Here is a 23,269-nt window from a genome sequence, read left to right as displayed (position 1 = left end):
GCTGTGTCAAATGGAAAAATGGTATTAAGTACATCACTATTAATAGCATATGAAAATAGGGAAAAGCATCAAAAGAAATATAAAAAGTTAATGCAAAAGATCAGTTTGCCTTATTTAACAAATCATAAACAAATGGTTGAAGCTAAAGCACAAGGGTTAGAGATTGCTGATTATGGACGTCTACTCTCTCAATTAGCACATAGGAATGATGCTGCACATGAAATTGAACAACTAGCGACTTCATCAAGCTACAAAGTTATTCTAACTGATGATGAAAACCCTCAACTTCCATTCGTTAATTATACAAAAGGGTTAATTAATAAAACCGTATCAGTACATCTAAAACCTGAAGATGACAGAGCTTTTTTATTAAGTTATATACAGTCTCTTTGCTCAAACGCTACAAAAGTAGTTGTTTGTGATAATTATTTGGCGAGTAATTGGGATAATACAAAGGCACTATTTCTGAGTGTTTTACCAAGGCAAAGTTTAATCATCGAATATGTTGAAACTCACGATGACATTCAAGCAATAAAAAATAGCCAAAAAATCACCCCTCAGTTCCTTACAGAGATCTATCAACACTGGACTGTACAAGTAAACACAGAATACGCTGGCTTTCATGACCGTTACCTAAAAGTTTATTCACCAGAAAGCAATATTGAAATTATGCTATCTAGTGGTTTTGATCATTTATGGAAAAATAACCCTAAAGAAATAACTTGTGTGTTTCGAGAATTATAAAAATAGCTGAAAGGAAGCATATTATGAGTAGTAAAGCCCAAGAAGTAGTATTCCAAAATGATATTTTAGACCAAATGCAATCTCATGCTTGGTTGTTAGGCGAGTCTAAAAATTATGATAAAGAATTGGCTTTATACCCTGAAGATGTAATTTCTTTTATTAAAGCGACTCAGCCAGAACAATGGGAAAAGCAGTTAGGCATACACCCCAAAAATCCTGAAGAAGCACTGTTAAAAACGGTGGTTCGAGATTTATCTGCCAGTAATAAAGGAACACTTTGGGTATTACGCAATTTAGTTAAAGATCGCGGTGCTAAATTTAGTTTATGCTCATTTAAGCCAGATCATGGTTTAAATCCTGATGCTATTCAGCGTTATGAGCAAAACATATTACGTGTTGTGCCTGAACTGGTTTATTCACCTAATAATTACGAAGGTAGAATAGATTTAACTTTGTTTGTTAATGGCATTCCTGTTGCTACCTTAGAGTTAAAGTCTGAATTTAAACAAGCATTAGATAATGCCAAAATTCAATACATGAAGGATCGCCAACCTAAAGATCCTAAAACTAAAAAGCCTGAGCCATTATTAACCTTTAAACGTGGTGCGTTAGTCCATTTTGCTGTTAGCCAATATAACGTAGCAATGACAACGCGTTTAGCAGGTAAAAGTACCTTCTTTTTACCGTTTGACCAAGGTACAAGTGAAGGGGCTGCTGGTAACGATGTTCCTCTAACTGCTGAAGGCTCTACAGATGGCTATCCTACAGCTTATCTTTGGAATGAAATATTTCAAAAAGATAATTTATTAACCATTTTAGGCCGCTACATTCACCTGCAAGTAGAAGAAAAAGAACAACTTGATGGTTCCATTGTTAAAAAAGAAACGCTGATATTTCCGCGTTATCACCAATGGTCTGCGGTATCGACATTATTAAATACCGTAGAGCAAGAAGGTACTGGTGAAAAGTATCTCATTCAGCACAGTGCTGGCTCTGGTAAATCAAACTCAATTGCTTGGTTATCACATCAATTAGCATCACTGCATTACTATTCAAACCATAACGCTTTACAAAAGCAGGTTGGTGATAAGGTATTTGATTCTGTAATTGTTATTACTGATAGAACGGTACTTGATAGCCAGTTACAAGATACTATTTATCAGTTTGACCATAACGAGGGCATGATAGCCCGTGTTAATAGAGAAGAAGCTCAAGGATCTAAATCGTCACAGCTTGCAAGCGAACTAAAGTCAGGCACTTCTATTATTATTGTTACCATTCAAACCTTTCCACATGTTTTAGAAGCCATTAGAAAAGATTCAACTTTAGCAGGTAGAAGCTTTGCAGTTATTGCCGATGAAGCTCACTCAAGCCAAACTGGAACCACTGCGCGCAAACTCCGCGAAGTGCTTATGTCTGAAAAATTAGGGGCAGAGCAGTTAGGTGAAGATGGCGAGTTAGCAAGTGAAGATATATTACGTTTAAGTTTAGAAGCGAGAAAAGGCTCTAAAAATATTAGTTACTTTGCTTTTACCGCTACACCTAAAGGTAAAACACTTGAGTTATTTGGTCGTTGTCCTGATCCAGAATCACCAGCAACTGATGACAATAAGCCTGAACCTTTCCACGTTTATTCAATGCGCCAAGCCATTGAAGAAGGTTTTATATTAGATGTATTGCAAAACTACACTAGTTATCGCGTAGCGTATCAATTAGCGCATCAAAACCCTGATAGTGACCACGAAGTTGATAGTAAAAAAGCGGCTACTAAAATGGCTAAATGGGTACGGTTACACCCACATAATATTGCTCAAAAAGTTGAAACTATTATTGAGCACTTTAATAGTAAGGTTAAGCACTTATTAGGTGGTGAAGCGAAAGCTATGGTGGTGACATCAAGCCGATTAGAGGCTGTTAGATATAAACTCGCTTTTGAAAAATACGTTGCCAACAAAGGCTATGAGAATGTGAATGCTATGGTGGCATTTTCAGGTGAAATTAATGATCCTGATTTTCCAGATATGGCATTCACTGAAAGAAGTATGAACCCTAATTTACGTGGTAGAGATATGCGTAAGGCGTTTGATACTTCTGATTATCAAGTAATGCTGGTTGCTAATAAATTCCAAACAGGTTTTGATCAGCCAAAGTTAGTAGCTATGTACGTTGATAAGCCACTTAAAGGTGTTGAGTGTATTCAAACCCTTTCACGATTAAACCGCACGTACAAAGGTAAAGATAAAACCTTTGTACTGGATTTTGTAAATGAACCAGAAGAAATCTTAGAAGAGTTTAAAGTTTACTTTCAAACGGCTGAATTATCGGGGGTATCAGATCCAAATCTTGTTTATGAGATTATGGAAAAGCTTAATTCTGTTGGCATTTATCAATGGTCTGAGATTGAAAACTTTGTAGAAGCTTATAACAATAAACGTACTAAACAGGACAAGTTAGCCAATATCTGTAAACCAGCTGTAGAACGTTTTTCTGTTCGTTATAAAGAAGCTACGCATGTACTCGATATTGCTAGGGCAGAATTAGAAAAAGCTAAAGCTGAGAACAACGACAAGAAAGTTAAGTTTGCTGAAAACAGCGTTAAAAATGCTAAAGAAGCACGGGATATTATTGAAGTATTCAAGAAAGATTTAATTTCATTTTGCCGTTACTACGAATTCAGTTCTCAAATAGTAGATTTTGATGACTATGACTTAGAGAAATTGAGCATATTCGCCAAGCACTTACACCCCCTACTACGTTACGATGTGCTTCAAGATGATATAGATTTGTCAGATGTAGCAATGACACATTTCCGTTTACACGAGCAACGTGAAGCCAATTTAGAACTTGGATATAAGATTGGGGAAGAACCTAAATCTTATTTGGCACCAACTAAAGAAAGTAGTGGTGCGACACCAAAAGATGCCCAAACCGAGTTGTTAATCGAAATAATCAGTCGTATGAATGATCTCTTTGTTGAAGACGGCTTAACGGAAGGCGATATGGTCAATTACGCTAATACTATTGCTGGTAAAGTTTCTGAAAACGATACAGTAATGGATCAACTTCGCAACAACAGTAAAGAACAAGCCATGCTAGGAGCATTCTCTGAGTCTATAAATGATGCAGTGATAGAAAGTATGGGGGTACATGAAAACATGGCTATGAAGGTGCTATCAAACGAAGCTGTTGCAAAAGGCTTTGCTGAACTGATGTTTGATGTATTGATGAAAGGTTTGAGTAAAAATAATAATTTTATGAATAAGCAGGTTTAGCTAGTTAGTATGAATATAGATTCAAAATCAACAATAGCTGGATTCCCAGCTCTTGAAACTAGAGCTATATTGGGTAAGTTATAAGGAAATACTGATGCATGTGAATAATTCAAACATAGAGTTGTGAGCTGTCTTCAATAAAACAAGTCGGGGTGTCTAAATTACTCGCAGATAAAATTGATTTGCCCGTTGATAAAAACTAAGGAATTCGGATGCCTGATAATAATAAATTGGTTCTAAAACCGATAAGTGACCTGCTAAATAAAACCTTTTATATTCCTGCTTACCAGCGTGGATATCGCTGGACTAAGCGACAAGTGACTGAATTGCTAGACGATATAAAAGAGTTTCAACAACAAGCTGAGAATAGCAATAAAGGTGCTTTTTATTGCCTACAACCCATTGTAGTGAAACAGCATAACGATGCTTGGGAACTGGTTGATGGGCAACAACGTTTAACCACTATATTTATCATTCTGACTTACTTAAAAGATATTCTGACACTACTAGGTAAGTCACGATATCAACTAAGTTACGAAACCAGAGAAAGTAGTGCTGATTTTCTTGAGAATATTGATGAAGCACGCGGTGAAGAAAATATTGATTTTTACCATATCGTTGAAGCAAAGAAAGCTGTTAATGAATGGTTTAAACAACAAGATGGGACTTATCAAATAAAGTTCATTCAAACCCTATTAAATGAAGATGATATAGGTAAAAACGTTAAAGTTATTTGGTATCCAATTGGTGATAATGAAGTTGTTACCGATGTATTTACCCGACTCAATATGGGTAAAATTCCTTTAGTTAATGCTGAACTAGTGAAGGCGCTGTTTTTAAAGTCGAGTAATTTTGATCAAGATGGGAAAGCAGCAAGACATCTTCAACAACTTAATATTTCACAGGAATGGGACGCCATTGAAAAACGTTTACAAGACGATGCCTTTTGGTACTTTGTTAGCAATAGCCCAATTAAAACTAACCGAATAGAGTTTGTTCTTTCGTTAGCTGCCAATAAATTAAGCAGTGATGGTATTATTGAGACTGATAAATTAAAGATATTCCTTCAGTTTAACCAGTTACTTAACGAACAAGACGCCGATGTAGTGCAGGAATGGCTCAAGGTTAAACAGTGCTTTATGACATTGGATGAGTGGTTTAATGATCGTGCTCTATTTCATTTAGTAGGCTATTTAGTTTCACAAAATACAGCTATTGAAGAGTTATTTGATTTAAGTGATGCGAGCCAAACGAAATACGAGTTTAGACAAGCGTTAATAAAGCGTGTGTTTAACAAATCATTCCCGTCTAAAACCTTTTCTGACTTAACTAAAGAAACCGTTGAAGCTGATCTATCTCAGTTAAGTTATGACTCTGGTCCAAAGCGGTTACGAGCTATTTTATTATTGTTTAATATTGCGAGTTTGCTGGCGAACCCTCAGACAAACTCTCGCTTTCAATTTGAAAAATTTAAATTAGATGTATGGGATATAGAGCACATACGTTCTGTTGCTTCTGATATGCCAAGTGTAAGAGACAAACAAAAAGTCTGGCTGACTAATGTAATAGATTATATCTCTGAAGATAATACCATTTCAGCTGAAGAAAGAGCGCCTGAAGATGCTAGTGCTGCCCAAAAAATAAGAGTAGATGCTGACGTATTATTGAAAAGAGCAACCTTTGATAATGATCAGTTTAAATCTATTTACCAGCGAGTTTTAGCGCTATATGACCCAAGTGGCGATGAAGATGTAGATAATTCTATTGGTAACTTAACACTTTTAGACAGCTCCACTAATCGTAGCTACCAAAATGCAGTGTTCCCTATTAAGCGATCTAGAATTATTGCCCTTGATAAACAAGCGACATTTGTTCCTTTGTGTACTAAAAATGCTTTTTTGAAATATTACAGTAAACAAGTAGACAAAATGTTGTTCTGGGAAGCCAAGGACAGTCAAGATCATCAATCAGCTATGGTAGATAGTATTTATGGCATTTTTTGTGGCAAAGGAGTGCACTCATGAGCAGTGGTAAAAGCTTAACATTTTATGGTTTGTTTGATGAAGTTGACAGTATCGAAATTCCGATATTACAGCGAGATTATGCACAAGGCCGCTCTGAAGAAAGTGAAGTAAGAACTTTGTTTTTACGTTCATTGTTTAATGTTTTAACGGTAGAAGACGATCCAGAAAGGCACCCTCTTGACCTTGATTTTGTTTATGGCAACTTTGAAAATGGAGATAATAAAATATTCTCTGTGCTCGATGGTCAGCAACGTTTAACAACCTTGTTTTTACTTCATTGGTTCTTGGCAGTTGAAAATAATCAACAGTCTGATTTTAAAGAACGCTTTGTTACGTCTGACAGTCGTTCGCGTTTTACTTATAAAACAAGGCCAAGTACAACAGAATTTTTTAATGCGTTAATGGCGAATAACTTTGTTAGTAGTAAGCGTAAGCTTAGTGTTCAAATAAGTGATAGTCAGTGGTTTTATTTGTCTTGGAAGCAAGACCCTACGGTTCAAGCTTGTTTATGCATGTTAGATGCGATTCAAGAGATGTTTGTAGGAAAATCCGATGGCTTATTCGATAAACTTTCAGATACCGCCCACCCCTATATTACCTTTCAATTCTTGAATCTCCACTCGTTTGGTTTATCTGATGAGTTATATATCAAGATGAATGCACGCGGAAAGCCGTTAACTGTTTTTGAAAACTTTAAAGCAAAGCTTGAACAATTCATTCAGTCGTACGATCAACAGTGGCCAGATTATCAACTAGTTTTTAGAGAAGGCCAAGTTGATGGTTTCGATTACTTTATTCATAAAATTGATACCAGTTGGGCTGACTTATTCTGGCCATATAGAAATACTTACTCTGACGATAATACTTTCGATGATGAGTTAATGAACTTCTTCAGGTTAATTATCGCTTATCAATACCTGTTGGATAATAAGAACTCTCCTGTTTTATTAGCTAAAGCTAAGAGCGATATTTTTGGCTTGTCTGGACGTTTACAAGCGCCGACGCTTTCCAAATATGAAGAACTTAAATGCTTTAACCAAAATTTAATCATTCGTCTGATTGATATGTTGGATTTAATTTATAATGACGGTTTGGTAGGCAACCAAATTAGCCCTTACCTTGAAGACCAATACTATTACTCAGAAGAGAAAACGTTTAAGAAAGTTATTTGGAACAGCGCAAGTTATGATGACAAATTACGTTTTTATGCTTTTTACACCTACGTTGCAAAGAATAAAGACAAAGGCCAGTTAAGTTCTTGGATGCGTGTTATCTACAATTTAGTTGAAAATACCATTATTAATACCGCTGATGAATTCTATAAAGCGCTTTTTGCCATTAATGAATTAAGCCAATTCGATACTTCTATATTAGTGACGTTTAAAGGTGAACTTGAACTAACGGGATTTGTTGGTGCACAGGTACTAGAAGAGAAAATTAAAGCACATTTATTGCTGAAGTCACCTGAGTGGAGTAATGCAGTCGTAGGAGCAGAGAAGCATCCATTTTTTAATGGCCAAATTGGCTTCATCCTTAATTTTTCTGGCATCTTAGCTTTTTATCGTGAACATAAGCATTGTGACTGGACAGAAGAGCTTGATGTGCAATATTTTAGTAAATTTGGGCAATATGCTAAATCAGCAAGTGCGGTATTTAATCTAATCAAGTATAGCTCTTCAACGATTGACTATTCATGGGAAAGGGCGGTTCTTAGCAAAGGGATATATTTCACAGAAAAAACGGGTGGCAGGTACAACTTGCTTAGCACTAGAGAAACAAGAAACAATATAAATCGTGATCATAGTTGGCGTAGGTTGTTACGTATTGGCTCCGCTGCTATGGAAGAAAAGCAAAAATACGTAAAAGCTGTTCTGGATGACTCACTATTCGATCCTAAAAACGTAGCGACTTCTTTGATGTTAATTTGTAATGACGCGCTCGAAAACTCAGATATTGAAGATTGGCGAAAAGCACTAATTAAGTATAAGGCGTTAATCAGTTACTGCAGCCAAGGCTTTATATCTTTAGCAAAAGAAGAAATAATTCTACTTAGTGAATCGCAGAGAAACCATTATCACAGTGAGCTTTACACCAAAGTCATTGAACAAGAATTAGCTTTAGATCAAGAACAAATAAAGCCATTTTGTCGACTATCCTATCAAGCAGTTAAATCGCGAGAAGAATACGCCAATGTGTTAATAGATAATTGGTTATTTAATGGTAATGATTATTCAATCACTATTGAGTTTTATTCTGGTAGTTTTCTTATCTGGTTTAGGGGGAGAAATTCCTCGCGCTTTTCAGACTCTATCTCGGAAGTACTCACTAACCATGATTTTGAACTTGTAAATACAGGTTCGAAAGGCTCAACAGTTAATGGCAATAGAGTTAATAAAAAGTTGAGTCATACAAGTGATGTTATAAAAAAAATATTTAACCTATGTCTAGATCTACAGAAATTAACCTGTGATCCCATTAAATAAAATAGCTTATGAAGACTGGAGCTATTAAATATATTATTTAATAGAAAAATATGAATTTGGATATATTAGGGTAATGGAATAGTGACGAAATTAAATGATGTGGAATACGTTAAAGAATATGATGAAGATATTGGCTTACAGTATGAAGAGGCCAAATCGTCTTATGTGGATGCACCTATTCAAACCTTAGTATCACTTCGTTCAATAATCTACGATATTTGTACTCAACTTAATGATGAGTATGGCCTAGCTGGTGGTAATGATCTCGCCCAATTAATTAACAACTTGAAATCAGAAGCTGTATTTAATAATGACGTAATTGAACTTCTCCATAAGATTAGAAAAGCAGGTAATGCAGCAGCCCATAAGCATGACTACAATTTAACAATTGCTGAATACAAGGAAATATCATCAGACACAGTACAACAATTCTGTCAGCTAATTAGTGGTTTAAATGCTGCGCTACGTAACGATTTTTCAGAATATGTGTTTGAAGCTTCAGTAGCACCGTTACTAGAAAAACTGTCATATAACGTTTTCTTTAATGATGATCCTGAATCTAAGTTTAAGCTTGGAACTGCACTGATAGAACAGGTAATTACTTTATGGAGCGATTTGGAGTCTACAGGTGGATTTCTATATGATGAAAAAAGAAAGATACAAAAAGGTACTGAATTAATTAAAAGTGCAGCTAATCAAAGGCATTATGATGCTATGTTTGAATACGGCATGATGTTGGTAAAAGGTAGCTTTGTAGAAAAAGATCTCAACGAAGCTAAGAAATATCTGCATACAGCTGCGTGCTTTGAACATACCGATGCAAAAGCTTACTATGGTTGTTTCGCTATAGAAGAACAATGGAAAGATGACATAGATGATGGTATTGAGTTTTTAAAAGAGGCGGCAGAAGAATTAAACCCTTTAGCATTAACACAATTAAGTGCTTTATATAAATCAGGTGAGTATGTTGAGATAGATATTCATAAATCTGATGAACTTTTAGCAAAAGCTGTAGAACAAGATTATCCACTAGCGTTATGCCAATTAGGTGTAAACAAATTACACAAAAATGAGGTTGATCTAGCAATTGAATTACTTATAAGAAGTAAAGTTTATGGTTTTCATCATGCCTCATTAGTTTTAGCAAGGGTTTATTCACATTTCGAAGATAAACACCAAGAAAGTATAATTCAATATACTAATTATATTGATTCATTAAACTACGATGATTCTAATTATTTAGACGTACATTTTGAACTAGCAGTGTACAAATTCACTGTAAAAGCTGAGACCGTTGAATCCTTAGCTGAGTATTTGTCTTCACTTTTGAAAATTTATCAAAATGAATTATGCACTGCTGAGTTGAAGCAAAGGATAGAAACTATCACACCACCAGCAGTTAAAAAGTATCATCATTTATTGATAAATCATAAGCAAAAAAATAAGGATGATATGTCATTGTTACTTCAATTTCTTCCGAATGGAAAGCCCCGAGAATCTTCAAGCGATATTGTTTCTGTAATGGAAAAAGTTGTCACCGACAATACTTTATTACCAAACTTAATTTATGGGGTAAATTCAACAAATGAAGAAGCAAAAAAATTAACCAATGTGAATGAATTAAAAGAACAAGTATCGAATAAAAAAATTAAAGATAAAGCCAAAGCTAGAAAACTAAATAAACAAAAAAGAAAGCAAAAACGTTAACCCTCCCTTAAATATTGATTAATTTACCTTTAGGGAATACAACTGGTGGGCTAATTGGTGGGCAAAAGTATTAACCAGTCACAATTTAACCACTAAGTTGCTGTCTTTAATAATCTCTTTTATTTCAATCTACATTCAGATCCAGAATATCGAGTAATGATTTCATTCACTCTAATATTAATTACACAATCAAAGCCTCTATATTTTAGAGGCTTTAATAATATGACTAGGTATATGAAATTAGATAAACAAGAACCATCAAATTGGTTATCTTCAACTGAAATTAAGAAAATACTTCGAATTACTGGGGGTGAACTTATGCATCGACGAGTAAAAGGAGAATTAAAATTTAAGAAAGTAGGAAATGCATACTTTTATTTACTACCTAAAAGTCATGCTTAATTATAAGTCCCTTCATTAAAACACACTATACAGCTCATATAACTCCACCAATATGAAAAATAAATTATCTTAAATTACAAATCCCTGCAGTTTTTATTTGAATCAATAGCGATAAAGGCTACCATTATCACGTAAGGTACGTAATAATATTACGTACCTTACGTGATTGGATTAAATTATGAGCAACTTTGAAAGTAATTATTGTTACAGTTTTCCAGCTGTACGAGGCCAACAAGCGGGCAAACCCTTTTATATAGCGACTTGTCCATTAAGGCTCATTCCCAAAATATTCATGTATGATGAAGAGGAAGTACCTGTAGAGCTAAGAGCACAGCGCACTCTTAATAAAGGCCGTATTCCTGAAATGGCACGTTACTTAGTCGAGTCGCCACATGATTATGTATTCTCAGCCATAACAGCCTCTATCGGCGCAGAAATCGACTTTGTTGAAGTAGATAAAAACAGCAATATTGGCAACTTAAAAGTGCCCATGGATGCACAAATCCTCATAAATGATGGTCAACACCGCCGAGCTGCAATTGAAGAAGCACTAAAAGAAAGACCTGAGTTAAGCCAAGATAACATCGCTGTATTATTTTTCGTTGACGAAGGGCTACAACGTAGCCAACAAATGTTTGCAGATTTAAATAAATATGCAGTACGTCCTAGCCCATCGTTAGGTACAATGTACGATCATCGTGATCAGGCATCTGAACTTGCACGTTATTTGGCTTTAAATACTAAACCTTTTGCTGGTTTTACTGAATTTGAGCGCTCTACAATTGCCGTTAAAAGTAGTAAACTATTTACACTTAGCGGCATTAAACAAGCAAACCGTGTTTTACTTGGAAAAGGGACTAAGGATGGTTTTGACAATGATGAAAGACAAGTAGCCGCTACATTTTGGGAGGCACTAAATATTTATATGCCGGAATGGATACAAGTCCAAAATAAACAACTTTCTGCTGCAGAATTTCGCCAAGAGTATATTTCAGCACATGGTATTGGCCTTCAAGCATTAGCCTTAGTTGGTAAGGAACTGCTTAAATTAAATGACACTGAAAAACAAAAAAAACTTAAACTTATAGCTAATATCAATTGGCTAAAAAGCAACCCAGCATGGACTCATAGAGCAATGCAGCATGGTCGATTATCAAAAGCTATAAGCAATATATTTCTAACAAGTACACAGATAAAACGTGAACTAGGCCTTCCTATTTCAAAAGACGATGTACAAAAAGAAAATGAATATTTAAACGCATGAAATTATTAAAACAGTACGATCTAGAAGATTACATCGAATTCATCGAAAATGAATCATTTGCAGGTAGTCAGCTACACAACTTTGTAGCTGATACTCAACGTGTTTATCTCGCTGATAAACGTCCATGGGTTTTAGGCTATAGTGGCGGCAAAGATTCATCAGCTGTAATGACTCTAATTTACTTTGCCTTACTTGGTTTAAAGCCAGAAGAGCGCCACAAACCAGTATTTGTTGTTGCGTCTGACACTTTGGTAGAAACTCCAATGGTGGTTGATCATGTAGATAGATCATTAAAGTTAATTGAAGAAGGTGCTAAACGTGAAGGCCTTCCAATTACCTCTCATAAGGTAGTGCCAAAGTCGAATAATACATTTTGGGCAAATCTACTAGGCAAAGGTTACCCCGCACCAACACGTAACTTTCGTTGGTGTACTGAGCGCATGAAAATCGACCCTGTGAGTTCCTTTATTAAAGAGCGTGTTAGTGAATATGATGAAGTCATTGTCGTATTAGGCTCACGTTCACAGGAAAGTGCGTCTCGTGCGCAAGTAATTAAAAAACATAAAATTGATGGCTCAGATTTAGCAGTACATACAACTTTAAGTAATGCGTTTATTTATACACCAATAGACACTTGGAGTGTTGACGATGTGTGGAAAATACTGCGACTTTGTCATTTAAAAACAGAAGACACTCCGTACGGTATAAAAAATAAATGGTTCGATAAGTACGACCTTGAATGGGAAAACCCATGGGGCGGAAAAAACCTCATCTTATGGAATTTATACAAAGATTCATCAGGTCAGGGCGAATGCCCAATGGTTATTGATGAAACCACGCCATCATGTGGTAATTCTCGTTTTGGCTGTTGGACATGTACCGTAGTAACTCGCGACCGTGCAATGGAAAGCCTGATTCAAAATGGCGAACAATGGATGACACCGCTTTTAAAATACCGAAACATTTTATCGCGTAGTACCTCCCCTAAGCTTAAAAAGAAATACCGAAACCATATTCGCCGCGATGGTCGTTTAGCATTTAAAACACTAAAAGAAGACAAAGAGCGCGTATTAACAGACGACTACACAACAGGCCCATATTTACTAAAATACCGTCAACATGCCATGCGTTTATTGCTTAACATACAAAAGCAGTTTAACGACCAAGGGCGTGATGTAGAGTTAATTACAGTTGATGAATTACATGCAGTAAGGCACGAATGGTTAAATGATCCTAACGAGCCAGATTGGGACGATACACTACCCGGTATTGTATTTGAGATGTTAGGCATAAAACTCGACTGGACAATAGACGACTCAAACCAATTTAGTCTAACCGAAGGCCAATTACTTAACGACATTGCACCTAAGCATGGCGTATCGCCGCAAATGGTTAAAAAGCTAATAGACGTTGAAACTCAAATGAGTGGCCTTGCCCGCCGGACAGGTATTTTTAATCGTATTGGCCGTTTAATCCAGCAAGACTGGGAAAGCGCCGAAACCATTATTGCCTCTAATTTAGGTATTCGTCAGAGCCAAATGCGCCAAAGTAACGAAGTAAAAGCGCTAGAAGACGACCTAAAACAAATTACTGCATTGCTCAAAGCTGAGGGCATAGAATGATTTTTAAAACACTGACCCTAAATAACTTTCGAGTTTTTAACGGCCAAACCACTATAGACTTAAACCCTCGTAAAGAAGGCATGTTTGAGCGTCCTATTATTTTATTTGGTGGTTTAAACGGTGCAGGTAAAACCTCGATTCTTACGGCTATTCGTTTAGCGTTATTAGGTAAACGTGCGCTTGGTGCTGTAATCACTAAAAAAGATTATCTAACTTACTTAAACGAGCAAACCAATAAAACAGCCACTAAAGCACAGCAAGATGCCGAAGGAAGCATAACACTGAGCTTTTCACATACTCACCAAGGCAAGCATAACCTTTACAAAGTTACCCGTAAATGGCAACTTGAGGGCGATGAAAAGTTAACACTTACTATTAATGGTGAGCAAGATACTTCATTAAACTCAGAGCAAGTACAAGCGTTTTTACACGAAATAGTACCGCCAGGTATTGGCGATTTATTCTTTTTTGATGGTGAAAAAATAGCTGAACTCGCAGAAGATGACACCGGCTCATACTTAAAAGAAGCCGTGCAAAAATTGTTAGGTATCGACATTATAAACCGCCTTAGCAACGACCTTGATATTTACCTAAAAGGACTAGGCGCAGAAACAGCTGATAAAGATACACTCAAAAAAATTAAAGCCGCAGAAGAGCAAAAACACAAAATTACCCAACAGGTAAATGCTACAAGAGATAAAGCCGATAGCATTGGTGCACAATTAACTGAGCTTAAAAAGAAAATAGCCTCTAAAGAGAACCAAATACAAGCTCAAGGTGGAGCATGGGCTAAAACAAAAGATCAAGAGCAAGCTCAAGCCTCTGAGCTTATTGAGCTTGAAAAAGAACTCACAGCTAAAATACGCCAAGAGCTAAGCGGCAACCTACCAATGGCACTTGCGCCAACGGCAATGCAAAACTTAATTAAGCAACTAACTAGCGATCAAAAAATTAAACAGGCTAAAGCTTTCGGTAATGAGTTAATACAAGCGTTACCAAATCTTGAAAACGAACTTAATCAAAAGTTTGATAAGCAAAGCAGTAATATAATGGCAACGGTAAATAGTTACTTTGGTCAGCTTGTAAATCAAACTGCACTTGCAGAGCCAAAGCTTGATATTACAGACTCTGAATTTGCACTTATAAACGCACAAGTAACAGAGGCTTCCCAGTCACAAGCATCTATAAAGGAACTATCAACGGCGCTGAGCGAAACACAAAATAAACTAAGCTCACTTTCAATTAATATTGAACGAGCACCTGACGCTGCTGATTTACACGAGCTATATTCATCGCTGCGCGAGCTTGAAAAACAACGCGATACAACAAGTAAAGAATATATAAGCGAACTACTGAAAGCTAAAGAGTTCAAAGTTAAAGAGCTAGAGCTGGCTAAACGCTTAGAAAAAGACTATGCCAAGCTTAAAAACAACCATTCAGCCGATAAAGCCGTTGAGCGTGTGGAGCTTAGCCAACATGTATTGCAAGACTTTAAATATGCCCTTACAGAGCTGCGTGTAATCCAACTAGAAGAGCTATTTGTAAAAGCGTACCGCAAGCTTGCCCGTAAAGAAGATTTAAAGCTCTCAGCTAAAATAGACCCAACAAGCTTTGACGTAAACCTAGTCGATGCAGAAGGCGTTATTATTAATCGTAAATCTATGTCGGCGGGGGAAAAGCAAATATTTGCTTTTGCCATTTTAGAAGCGCTCGGTAAGCTTTCGGGTAAAGTACTCCCTGTAGTGGTAGATACACCACTTGGTCGTTTAGATTCGAAACACCGCAATAAACTTATTAAGCACTACTTCCCAGAAGCCAGTGAGCAAGTAATACTGCTTTCAACCGACACCGAAGTAGACGAAGACTTTTACCAAGCTATTGAGCATAAAGTATCTCATGCGTTCGAGATTGAGTTTAATCAAAACACTAATTGTTCTACCCTGCGAGAAGGTTACTTTTGGGCAGAGCTTGCACAGGAGGCGAAATAACATGCTCCCACAAACTATGTGGCTAAAAAAATCCGTTGAAGAACAATTGCAAATCCTAAAAGGTAAAACAGGCGTTACACCAAACGTAGCAGCCCGCATCGCATTTTTTCGCTCGATCGAAAAAGGATTTATGTTCAATAGAGAAAAAGACTACAAACTTTCAGGTAGCCTCAAACTTGATAAGTTTACCTGGTTAGGTAAAACCCAAATGGTGACTGAATTGCTACTTAAACAACGCTACCCTGAGTATTCTGATAAAGAATTACAAACAGCATGGGCCGCGCATGTTGAGGATGGGGTGTCGGCAATAAGGAATCATAAAGGATTATTGCCTTTGGTGTGTGATTTGTGAAACTGGAATAGTAACCAATAAGATAAAAACTGTAATACTAAAGACTAGCTTCGCTCTATAAGATACAACAGCCTAGTAGTTTTTAACCCTTTCGAAAACTACATTTAATAAAGAGTGGTTGCGTGTGCAACCACTCTTTCATTTACAGTTCAGCTGATAAATGTTTATAAATATAACCCGACGATTTAGATATTGCATCGATATTTTCAAAAAAGTTATCTTCCACTGTTATCTCATCTAAAAAATTTGAAAAATCACTCTTTGACACCACTTCTCCATATTCATAACTCCCACGTTCAACATAGTAATTGTAGATATCTCTGAATAGTCTTATTAAAGCTATTAACCCTACGGTTTTATTCAATACTGAAGCTGAGTTTCCCTTGTCCCAAGCTTCATACCATCTATCGGATACAGCAGTAAAAAAATTGAAAACATTAGCAGCTATAGTCGAATCGTCATTTTCAATAAAGCTCTTTCTGAATACAAGCCGCTTGTAATCTGCAATTTCATCATCAGGTAGCTTTTTCTCCTTGAGTCCAATAAAGTTCTTTTTTCTGCCTAATAAAATATCTCTATCTAAACTCGGCTTCTTAGAAATTAACTTTATAAGGTTCTCTACAAATGCAGCCTGCGTTAATAGCTCACCATTAACACCTGCTGTTTTAACACCCAATCGCTTTATTCTCTGGTAAAACGGCGAATCTTTCCTATTATTCATTAAAACCGCTATCTGATGGCCGGTTCGGTATGGGCTCCTTGCCATAGCCAAGGACTCTAAGTCATAAACTAAACTTTTATTAACTTTAGTCTGACTTTGGTTTACCATTGTAAACACTTGTGCTTGTGTATGAAGATCTGCTTCAACAAAGATAGTTACTAAAAGTTCAAAATCTTGTTCGTTTCCTTCTTTATCAACGAATTTACCATTATTTTCAGCAAAGCCCGCAAGCCTATGCTGTCCATCCAAGATCTTTGCAATTTTGCCTTCCTTTTCGCTTTTATAATCAATAGTCAATAAAGAGTTGTTCAATTCTATGTATTTTTCAGGCATTGAAATAATTACAGAGTTAGGAAATGTAGCATCAACAGAACTAATATATTCCTTTATTTTTTTTACTCTAGTATTACTCAATCGTCTCTGAATACCTAAGTATGTACCAACACCATCTTCAGATTCATTTTGAAGATCACGTACATCAGAGTATGAAATCTTATAAAGTTCATTAGCTTTCATGACACAACAATAAAAATCACCAATTGGTTGTGTTACCTTGAGGAAATTAGTTTTTATTTTTGGCACTTTACACTCCTAGCTTCTTATCAAGCTCATTATTTAAATCTTCCATCTCTTTTTCATTTTTTCGAAATACCTTTCCCTTAGTCTTATAATGAAGTGGCCAAACACTGTAGTACCAAATTAACATAGTAAAGAACAATATTACGTAGCTCACAAAACTTAGTGTAGAGTCCTCTATTTTTAATGAACCTGTTATTAATGTTTCTATTCTAATCACCAGGAATACATAGGCACCACTGAGCAAAACAGCCCAAAATATATAAAAACAAACCTCTTTAAACATACCTTTAACCCCCTCACCTAACCTATTCACAATATATGGAGCCAGAAACGCTGCAGTGTATAAAAAAGCTTCACCACGCTTAAAGTTACTAATTACAGCATCTTGAAACTTATCATCACTGAATGTCGCAATAACTAGTCCACTAAGCAGTATTGGAGATAATGAAAATAGTAAGGTTATAACAAACTCCTTGGTTACTCTAAGCAAGTGCAATATCCAAGGAATTGCCTTTTCATTCAGCCACTTAACTATTACATTCATAGCTAATTCACTCCATATTTTTATTTTATCCAATGAATACACCTCCACTATGCCAAGCAAACATCACTCATTTGGAACTGTTATATTTTTTCTAGGTAAGTTAAGTTCATCAACACTATTCCAACGTTTAACGCCTAGTATAGCTGCGCGTAATTCATTAGGTGTCATATAATTAAATCCTAAATAACTCAACTAATGAATTCTCTATTTGAGTTTTCCGTTCAGCTAATGTGTTGTTATCCCAAGTATTGTAATTTGCAATTTCTTTATTTAACTTATACTTACTTGCTGCAAAGTGTACTTTTTTATCCTGAAATCCTTTGTTACCTACTAAAGAATTAGTGTCTCTTGCAAGTACAGTTAAATTTTCTAGTTTGTGTTTCCTGGAATCGATGTCTTTATCAATCTTTTTGGGGGTACACGGATAAACATGCTCAATTGATACAAAAGGAAAGTCATAAACGTGACTTTTATCCACCATATTTTCCCTGCTCTTAATCGAAGGGTTTTCAGAACGTAACCAGTCATAATTTTCTTCTAGCTGCAGTAATAGATACTTTATGACTCGATTACCATTAGTTGCATCCTTGCTTTCTTTCGTCGAAAACTCTAACTGTAATACAGCGTGTATAAATTCTTCATTAGTAGTTCTACTCTCTAAAACATTTCTTAACTCTTTGGTTATACTTTGAACACCGTATGTCTGAGGGTTTTTATTTATCTTTTTAATTTCTTCAAGGTAAACCTTTACGACAGGATCAAACCTCTTACCTAGAACAGTTTTAAATCTAAAGAAAAATTTTTCAAGTACTCTTACTAGTTCATAAAATTTTGTTTCACTGAGTTGTGTGGCAGCTAATAATAACGGTATACATTCAGTATGTTTTAACCTAACAACTAAAAACTTTGCTCTTTGATGATGCCACTGTGATAAATTTGACTTTTCATATGGCCATTCACCGTCTTCCAATAACTTTATCGTATCCAGCTGCTCTGAAATATTCTGTAACCTTGTATATATTCCCTCTGGGTTACTGTTTTCAAAGAACAATTTGTTAAATTTTGAAAATAAATCTAATTTTTTTATTTTATCCGCAGCTTGTGATACATAATAAAAGCTAAAGTATTTTTCAACATCCCGTTCTCTATCTTCAGTTATCTCGTCCCATATAACTGCGGCTTTATCCTGTAACCCTATATATTCATTGGCTTCAAATTTACTAAGAGAAGTAGCTCTAAGTAAGTCACATGCACTCAGCGCTCTCCCCCTGTCATTTAATACCTGAAATAATCTATATGCATCTTCATTTTTATTTGTAGTGATTTTTAACAAATGGCACTTTGATGAAAGAAGTGCATCAATTTTTTCAAAAACTTGAACTGTTTCAATAAAATCTAATTTATCAATTCTATGCTCTATTTTAGATTTTATTAGTTTTTGAGCTTTTTGTATTCTTTTATGAGAATCTGTTTTTTGAGGTAATAATTGCCTTTTGTATACTAAACTATGGTAAAACTCTTCATCTTTAATCGACATTCGTAGCTTTTCATATTTTATTTCCTCTAGATTTCGACTTTCAGAGTAATAAAGATATTTCTTTTCATATGTATCAATTAGTGTATTGACACCATTTTTATATTTGTCCTCGATGTCATTATGGATTGTTAACAAACAATCCCTAATCACTGATATAAATAATATAAAAGTAGAGATTCTCTGTTGACCATCTACCACAGAAAAGCATTTATGAGTTTGTTTTGGACTATCTGGCTTTTCCTCAATGCAAACAACGCCACCGAAGAAATGTTCGAGTTCCTCATCATTTTCATAAGCATCCAAGCATTCAAAAAGATCGTTGCAAAACTCTTCAACTTCAGTTGCTTCCCATGCATATCCACGCTGATATTTAGGTACTTGATATACACAAGAACCATTAAACAAATTTGATACTTCTAAATAATTAGGATCTATAGTCTTTTTTTCTTTTGTCATAATACTCTCTTCTGAATGCCATTTTAGTTATACTAAGTTAGGTAACGTACAGCTTTTTTTCGCTAATTTTTTTGAGGATGATCTTAAATCGGAATATTAAAACAATAGCTGAAGCTATACTTATTAACCTCTTAAGTTGGGAACTTAAAGGTGCAAGATATCCTTTCACTTTCACTTTCATTTAACTCCTTTTATTTCATATAGATAAAGTGCCTAATCCGTTTAGTTATGTCAATCAAAAGTTAGTTGTTGTCTGTAATACAAAACTCAGCTTTTCATAAATTAACAAACTTATTATTCACCACTAACGATGAATAATGATTAATTAATGTCATCATGCTTTATATTCACCAATAATGGTGAATATAATATCTTTTATTACTAGCATTTTATTTATTCACTCATGGTGGTGAATATTCCTTGCTAATGTTGCTCTTGATAATATAATCACTGTTAATGGTGAATAATAGAGTGTTATTAATATGGCTAATCGAGTTAAAGTTTCTGACATGCCTAGCTCTGCACACATAGAAAATGCAGAAATACTAGGTCAGTTGGTCAAAGCAAAACGAACAACGTTGAATATGAAACTAGCGGACTGCGCTGCATTATGCTCAGTGGGTATAAATACGCTATCACGTATTGAAAACGGTAATGCTAATTGTACTTTGTCCGCTGTATTTTCGGTTTTAAAAGGGTTAGGCATAAAACTAACGACAAAAGAGCTATTAACTCCTGACTCTAATTCTATAGCCGATAACGAATGGGTTTAACGAATGAAGAATAAATTAGATGCCTATAGCTTAAATGTAAAATTTGCTGAAAACGTTATTGGTGAACTGTCACTGAACAAAGAAACTGGCTTGCCCAAGCTAGAGTACAATAACGATTGGCAACAAAGTGGTTTTGCTATATCTCCAAGCCTAACGCTTGATAATGATCACCATAACCCTGTGGCATATAACTTCCTAGATAATATTTTACCGGAAGGGGATGCTAGGTTACTCCTTGCAGAACGTGCTGGTGTTTCTGAAAAGAATGTTTTCTCACAAATACGTGAAATAGGCGGTGATCTTTCAGGCGCTGTTACTTTTACAACTAACAGTATTGAACAAGAAGCGGTTCAACCTGCTTTTAGGTTACTCAGCAAAGATGAGCTTGAAAGTAGATTAGACACTAAAGAATATACAGGTCTCTTAACTTGGGATGACAAGCCTAGGCTCAGTGTGGCGGGTGTTCAGGACAAGTTAAATGTCTTTATAAATGAGAATGGCGAGATTGGCTTTGGGGACGGAGCACTGTGCTCTACTCATATCTTAAAATTTGAAAAGAAAAATTGTTTAAATTTAGTCCTCAACGAATACTTTTGTATGAAGTTATCGGTAGCCGTAGGCTTACCAACTGCTGAAGTTGAGTTTGTTAGATTTGGAAAACACCCAGCGCTTCTTGTTCGCCGTTTTGATAGAAAGTTTGTCTCAGACAAAAAACAGGTATTTAGGCGACACGTGATTGACGGATGCCAAGCTTTAAACTTGCCTAGGGATTTTAAATATGAACGAAACTTAGGTGATAATAGAGATGTTCAACATATTAGAGACGGTGCAAGCCTTCCTAAATTATTTGAATTCAGTAAATCAATGTCTTCTCCAGCCCAAAGCGCACAATGGCTAATTAATTGGCAGCTATTTAACTTAATCATTAGTAATTATGATAGTCATGGAAAAAACGTATCACTATTTTGGGGAAAGGATAATAGTAGTTTCACTCCTGCTTATGACCTGGTCAATATTGCCATGTTTTCTCAATTTAAGTATGTGTTAGCGATGGCAATGGGAGATGAATTTGACCCCAATGATATCAATGCCTACCAGTTAGCTGATTTTGCAGAAACATGTGCAATAGATAAAAAATTACTGGCAAGATCACTGTCTAATTTAACAAAAAAAGTGACGTCCACTTTAACAGCAGGAACTTTTGTTCAAGATTTAATCAAGAGCAATGATTTTACAGAAGAAGAACAACTCTACATTGACCAATTGAAAGACAACATTGTAGTGAGAGCACAATATTTAAATTCTCAAACTTCAATGATCTCGACAATAGAAGTGTAACGAATTCTTTTACTTGCGTGTAGCAGGTAGTTATCGGTTAAGAACCGGAACCGCCGTTTCATTATGAATTAGTTTGTACTTGTATTAGTTTAGGCTCGTATTAATTTAGGCTTGAAGTGGCGTAGTGATTTGGGAACGGTTATACGCTAGTTAACGTCTTACCGTTTGACAGTAGAAATAAAGAAATTAAACAACATTGTTATGCCTTTATACTTTACCCTGTATTTAACGCTGCGGTGGTGAATAACTCAAAGCTAAAATATAAGCGTTACAGCTATACAAAGTGTATTAAAATTCCATTCTTAGCTTAAATTGCTTTTATTTGAATGGCTATTCGCGGTGATTTTTTTATTGTACTTCCTCGCCGCGATTGTTAGCCTATAAGCGAAATCATTCCGAGTAATAAACAAGGCAATATTACTATTAAAAATAGTACTTTATTTAATTGTTCCCCTTAAGAGAAGTTATGACAAAGAAACCTGCTTTAGAACGTACTGAAGATGTAAGACTGCTTAAATTTGAATATTTGCATCCAAAATATTGGGGAACTTGGTTTCTAGTTAGCTTTTTATTTATATGCTGTTTTTTACCTTTTAAATTGCAATGGCAAGTTAGCCGAGGCTTAGCTTTTTTGGTTTTTCATTTAGTTAAAAGCCGTCGTCATGTTGTTCAAGTTAATGTTGATATTTGTTTTAGTGAAAAAACGGCTGAAGAAAAAGCAGCTTTGGTTAGAGAAATATTACATGAAAACATGCAAGGTTATTTCGACAGTGCTACGTCATGGTTTCGTGATCTCAACAAATTTAAAAACCGTATTGAAGTTCGCGGCAAAGACATTCTTGAAAGAGAACGTGCTAACGGAACCGGAATATTATTAGCGGGCGCACATTTTAGTACTCTTGATTTAGCCGGTGGACTAACAAGTTTAGTTTGTGATTTAAATGTAACTTACCGACCGCTTAAAAATAAACTAATGAATGCCGTGATGATGCGTGGCCGTTATAGTTTTGTTAAAAATGCTTATCATAAAAAAAATGTTAAAGGCTTTATTAGTTGTATGCGCCGTGGTGAAGTTCTTTGGTACGCACCGGATCAAGACTACGGTAGAAAACACAGTACATTTTCACCATTTTTTGGCCGAACCGCAGCCACTATTACTGGCTTAACGTTTTTATCTGAAGCAGGAAAAGCAAAAGTTATTCCGTACAGCTACCACCGTAAAGGCCATAGCCAGGAATACATATTAGAATTTTATGAACCTTTACCTAGCACAGGTTCTGAAGAAGAAGATGCTGCAAATTATAATACCTGGTTGGAGTCGGTTATTCGTCAATACCCTGCTCAGTACCTATGGCTTCATAAGCGTTTTAAAACTCAACAGAACCCAGAAGATCCTAGCCCGTATTAGTACTATGAGTATTAGAGGCCGGACTCATTTAAAGAGTTAGTTAGCTTGTGATATT

General features: G+C 35.6%; 15 protein-coding genes. 12 read left to right on the top strand and 3 right to left on the bottom strand.

The annotated features are described in order from the left end of the window. The first annotated feature begins 3 nt into the window (after positions 1-3). From BTO11_RS05285 to dndE, 9 genes are all read left to right on the top strand, one after another. On the top strand, positions 4-744 hold the full coding sequence (locus BTO11_RS05285) for a hypothetical protein (protein WP_105051615.1): 741 nt from the start codon (positions 4-6) through the stop codon (positions 742-744). Positions 745-767: 23 nt separating this feature from the next. Continuing rightward, the gene (locus BTO11_RS05280; protein WP_105051614.1) at positions 768-4,016 is read left to right on the top strand and encodes a type I restriction endonuclease subunit R; all 3,249 of its coding nucleotides are present in this window, start codon (positions 768-770) and stop codon (positions 4,014-4,016) included. Between the two features lie 212 nt (positions 4,017-4,228). Then, on the top strand, positions 4,229-6,040 hold the full coding sequence (locus BTO11_RS05275) for a DUF262 domain-containing protein (RefSeq protein ID WP_105051613.1): 1,812 nt from the start codon (positions 4,229-4,231) through the stop codon (positions 6,038-6,040). Beyond that, positions 6,037-8,523, top strand: a complete 2,487-nt coding sequence (locus BTO11_RS05270; RefSeq protein WP_105051612.1) for a DUF262 domain-containing protein — start codon at positions 6,037-6,039, stop codon at positions 8,521-8,523. The genes BTO11_RS05275 and BTO11_RS05270 overlap by 4 nt, the downstream gene beginning before the upstream one ends. 81 nt (positions 8,524-8,604) lie before the next feature. After that, a complete protein-coding gene (locus tag BTO11_RS05265) occupies positions 8,605-10,230 on the top strand; it encodes a DUF4145 domain-containing protein (protein ID WP_181135849.1) in 1,626 nt (541 codons plus the stop codon). A 580-nt stretch (positions 10,231-10,810) separates the two neighbouring features. Next, entirely contained in the window at positions 10,811-11,896 is a 1,086-nt protein-coding gene (gene dndB / locus BTO11_RS05255; protein WP_105051609.1) for a DNA sulfur modification protein DndB, read from the top strand. Next, positions 11,893-13,518, top strand: a complete 1,626-nt coding sequence (locus BTO11_RS05250) for a DNA phosphorothioation system sulfurtransferase DndC (protein WP_105051608.1) — start codon at positions 11,893-11,895, stop codon at positions 13,516-13,518. The genes dndB and BTO11_RS05250 overlap by 4 nt, the downstream gene beginning before the upstream one ends. Further along, a complete protein-coding gene (gene dndD, locus BTO11_RS05245; protein ID WP_105051607.1) occupies positions 13,515-15,506 on the top strand; it encodes a DNA sulfur modification protein DndD in 1,992 nt (663 codons plus the stop codon). The genes BTO11_RS05250 and dndD overlap by 4 nt, the downstream gene beginning before the upstream one ends. Position 15,507: 1 nt before the next feature. Beyond that, positions 15,508-15,858 (top strand): DNA sulfur modification protein DndE, encoded by a 351-nt coding sequence (dndE, locus tag BTO11_RS05240; RefSeq protein WP_105051606.1) that lies wholly within the window; start codon positions 15,508-15,510, stop codon positions 15,856-15,858. Positions 15,859-16,000: 142 nt separating this feature from the next. On the opposite strand, the gene BTO11_RS05235 is transcribed toward dndE, so the two are convergent. The 3 genes from BTO11_RS05235 to BTO11_RS05225 all read right to left on the bottom strand — a co-directional run bounded on the left by BTO11_RS05235 (position 16,001) and on the right by BTO11_RS05225 (position 19,695). After that, the gene (locus BTO11_RS05235; protein ID WP_105051605.1) at positions 16,001-17,161 is read right to left on the bottom strand and encodes a DGQHR domain-containing protein; all 1,161 of its coding nucleotides are present in this window, start codon (positions 17,159-17,161) and stop codon (positions 16,001-16,003) included. A 1-nt stretch (position 17,162) separates the two neighbouring features. Then, positions 17,163-17,735 (bottom strand): hypothetical protein, encoded by a 573-nt coding sequence (locus BTO11_RS05230; RefSeq protein WP_105051604.1) that lies wholly within the window; start codon positions 17,733-17,735, stop codon positions 17,163-17,165. 139 nt (positions 17,736-17,874) lie between these two features. Then, entirely contained in the window at positions 17,875-19,695 is a 1,821-nt protein-coding gene (locus tag BTO11_RS05225; protein ID WP_105051603.1) for a DUF262 domain-containing protein, read from the bottom strand. 482 nt (positions 19,696-20,177) lie between these two features. Between BTO11_RS05225 and BTO11_RS05220 the strand changes: the two genes are divergently transcribed. The 3 genes from BTO11_RS05220 to BTO11_RS05210 all read left to right on the top strand — a co-directional run bounded on the left by BTO11_RS05220 (position 20,178) and on the right by BTO11_RS05210 (position 23,214). Further along, entirely contained in the window at positions 20,178-20,468 is a 291-nt protein-coding gene (locus tag BTO11_RS05220; protein WP_105051602.1) for a helix-turn-helix domain-containing protein, read from the top strand. 3 nt (positions 20,469-20,471) lie between these two features. Beyond that, positions 20,472-21,806 (top strand): HipA domain-containing protein, encoded by a 1,335-nt coding sequence (locus tag BTO11_RS05215; RefSeq protein ID WP_105051601.1) that lies wholly within the window; start codon positions 20,472-20,474, stop codon positions 21,804-21,806. A gap of 466 nt (positions 21,807-22,272) precedes the next feature. Continuing rightward, entirely contained in the window at positions 22,273-23,214 is a 942-nt protein-coding gene (locus BTO11_RS05210) for an LpxL/LpxP family acyltransferase (RefSeq protein WP_105051600.1), read from the top strand. Positions 23,215-23,269 lie beyond the last annotated feature (55 nt).

The sequence above is a fragment of the Psychrosphaera saromensis genome (assembly GCF_002954545.1).
Taxonomy (GTDB): domain Bacteria; phylum Pseudomonadota; class Gammaproteobacteria; order Enterobacterales; family Alteromonadaceae; genus Psychrosphaera; species Psychrosphaera saromensis.
The sequence above is the reverse complement of the archived record's forward strand: the minus strand, read 5'-3'. Positions and strand labels throughout refer to the sequence as shown.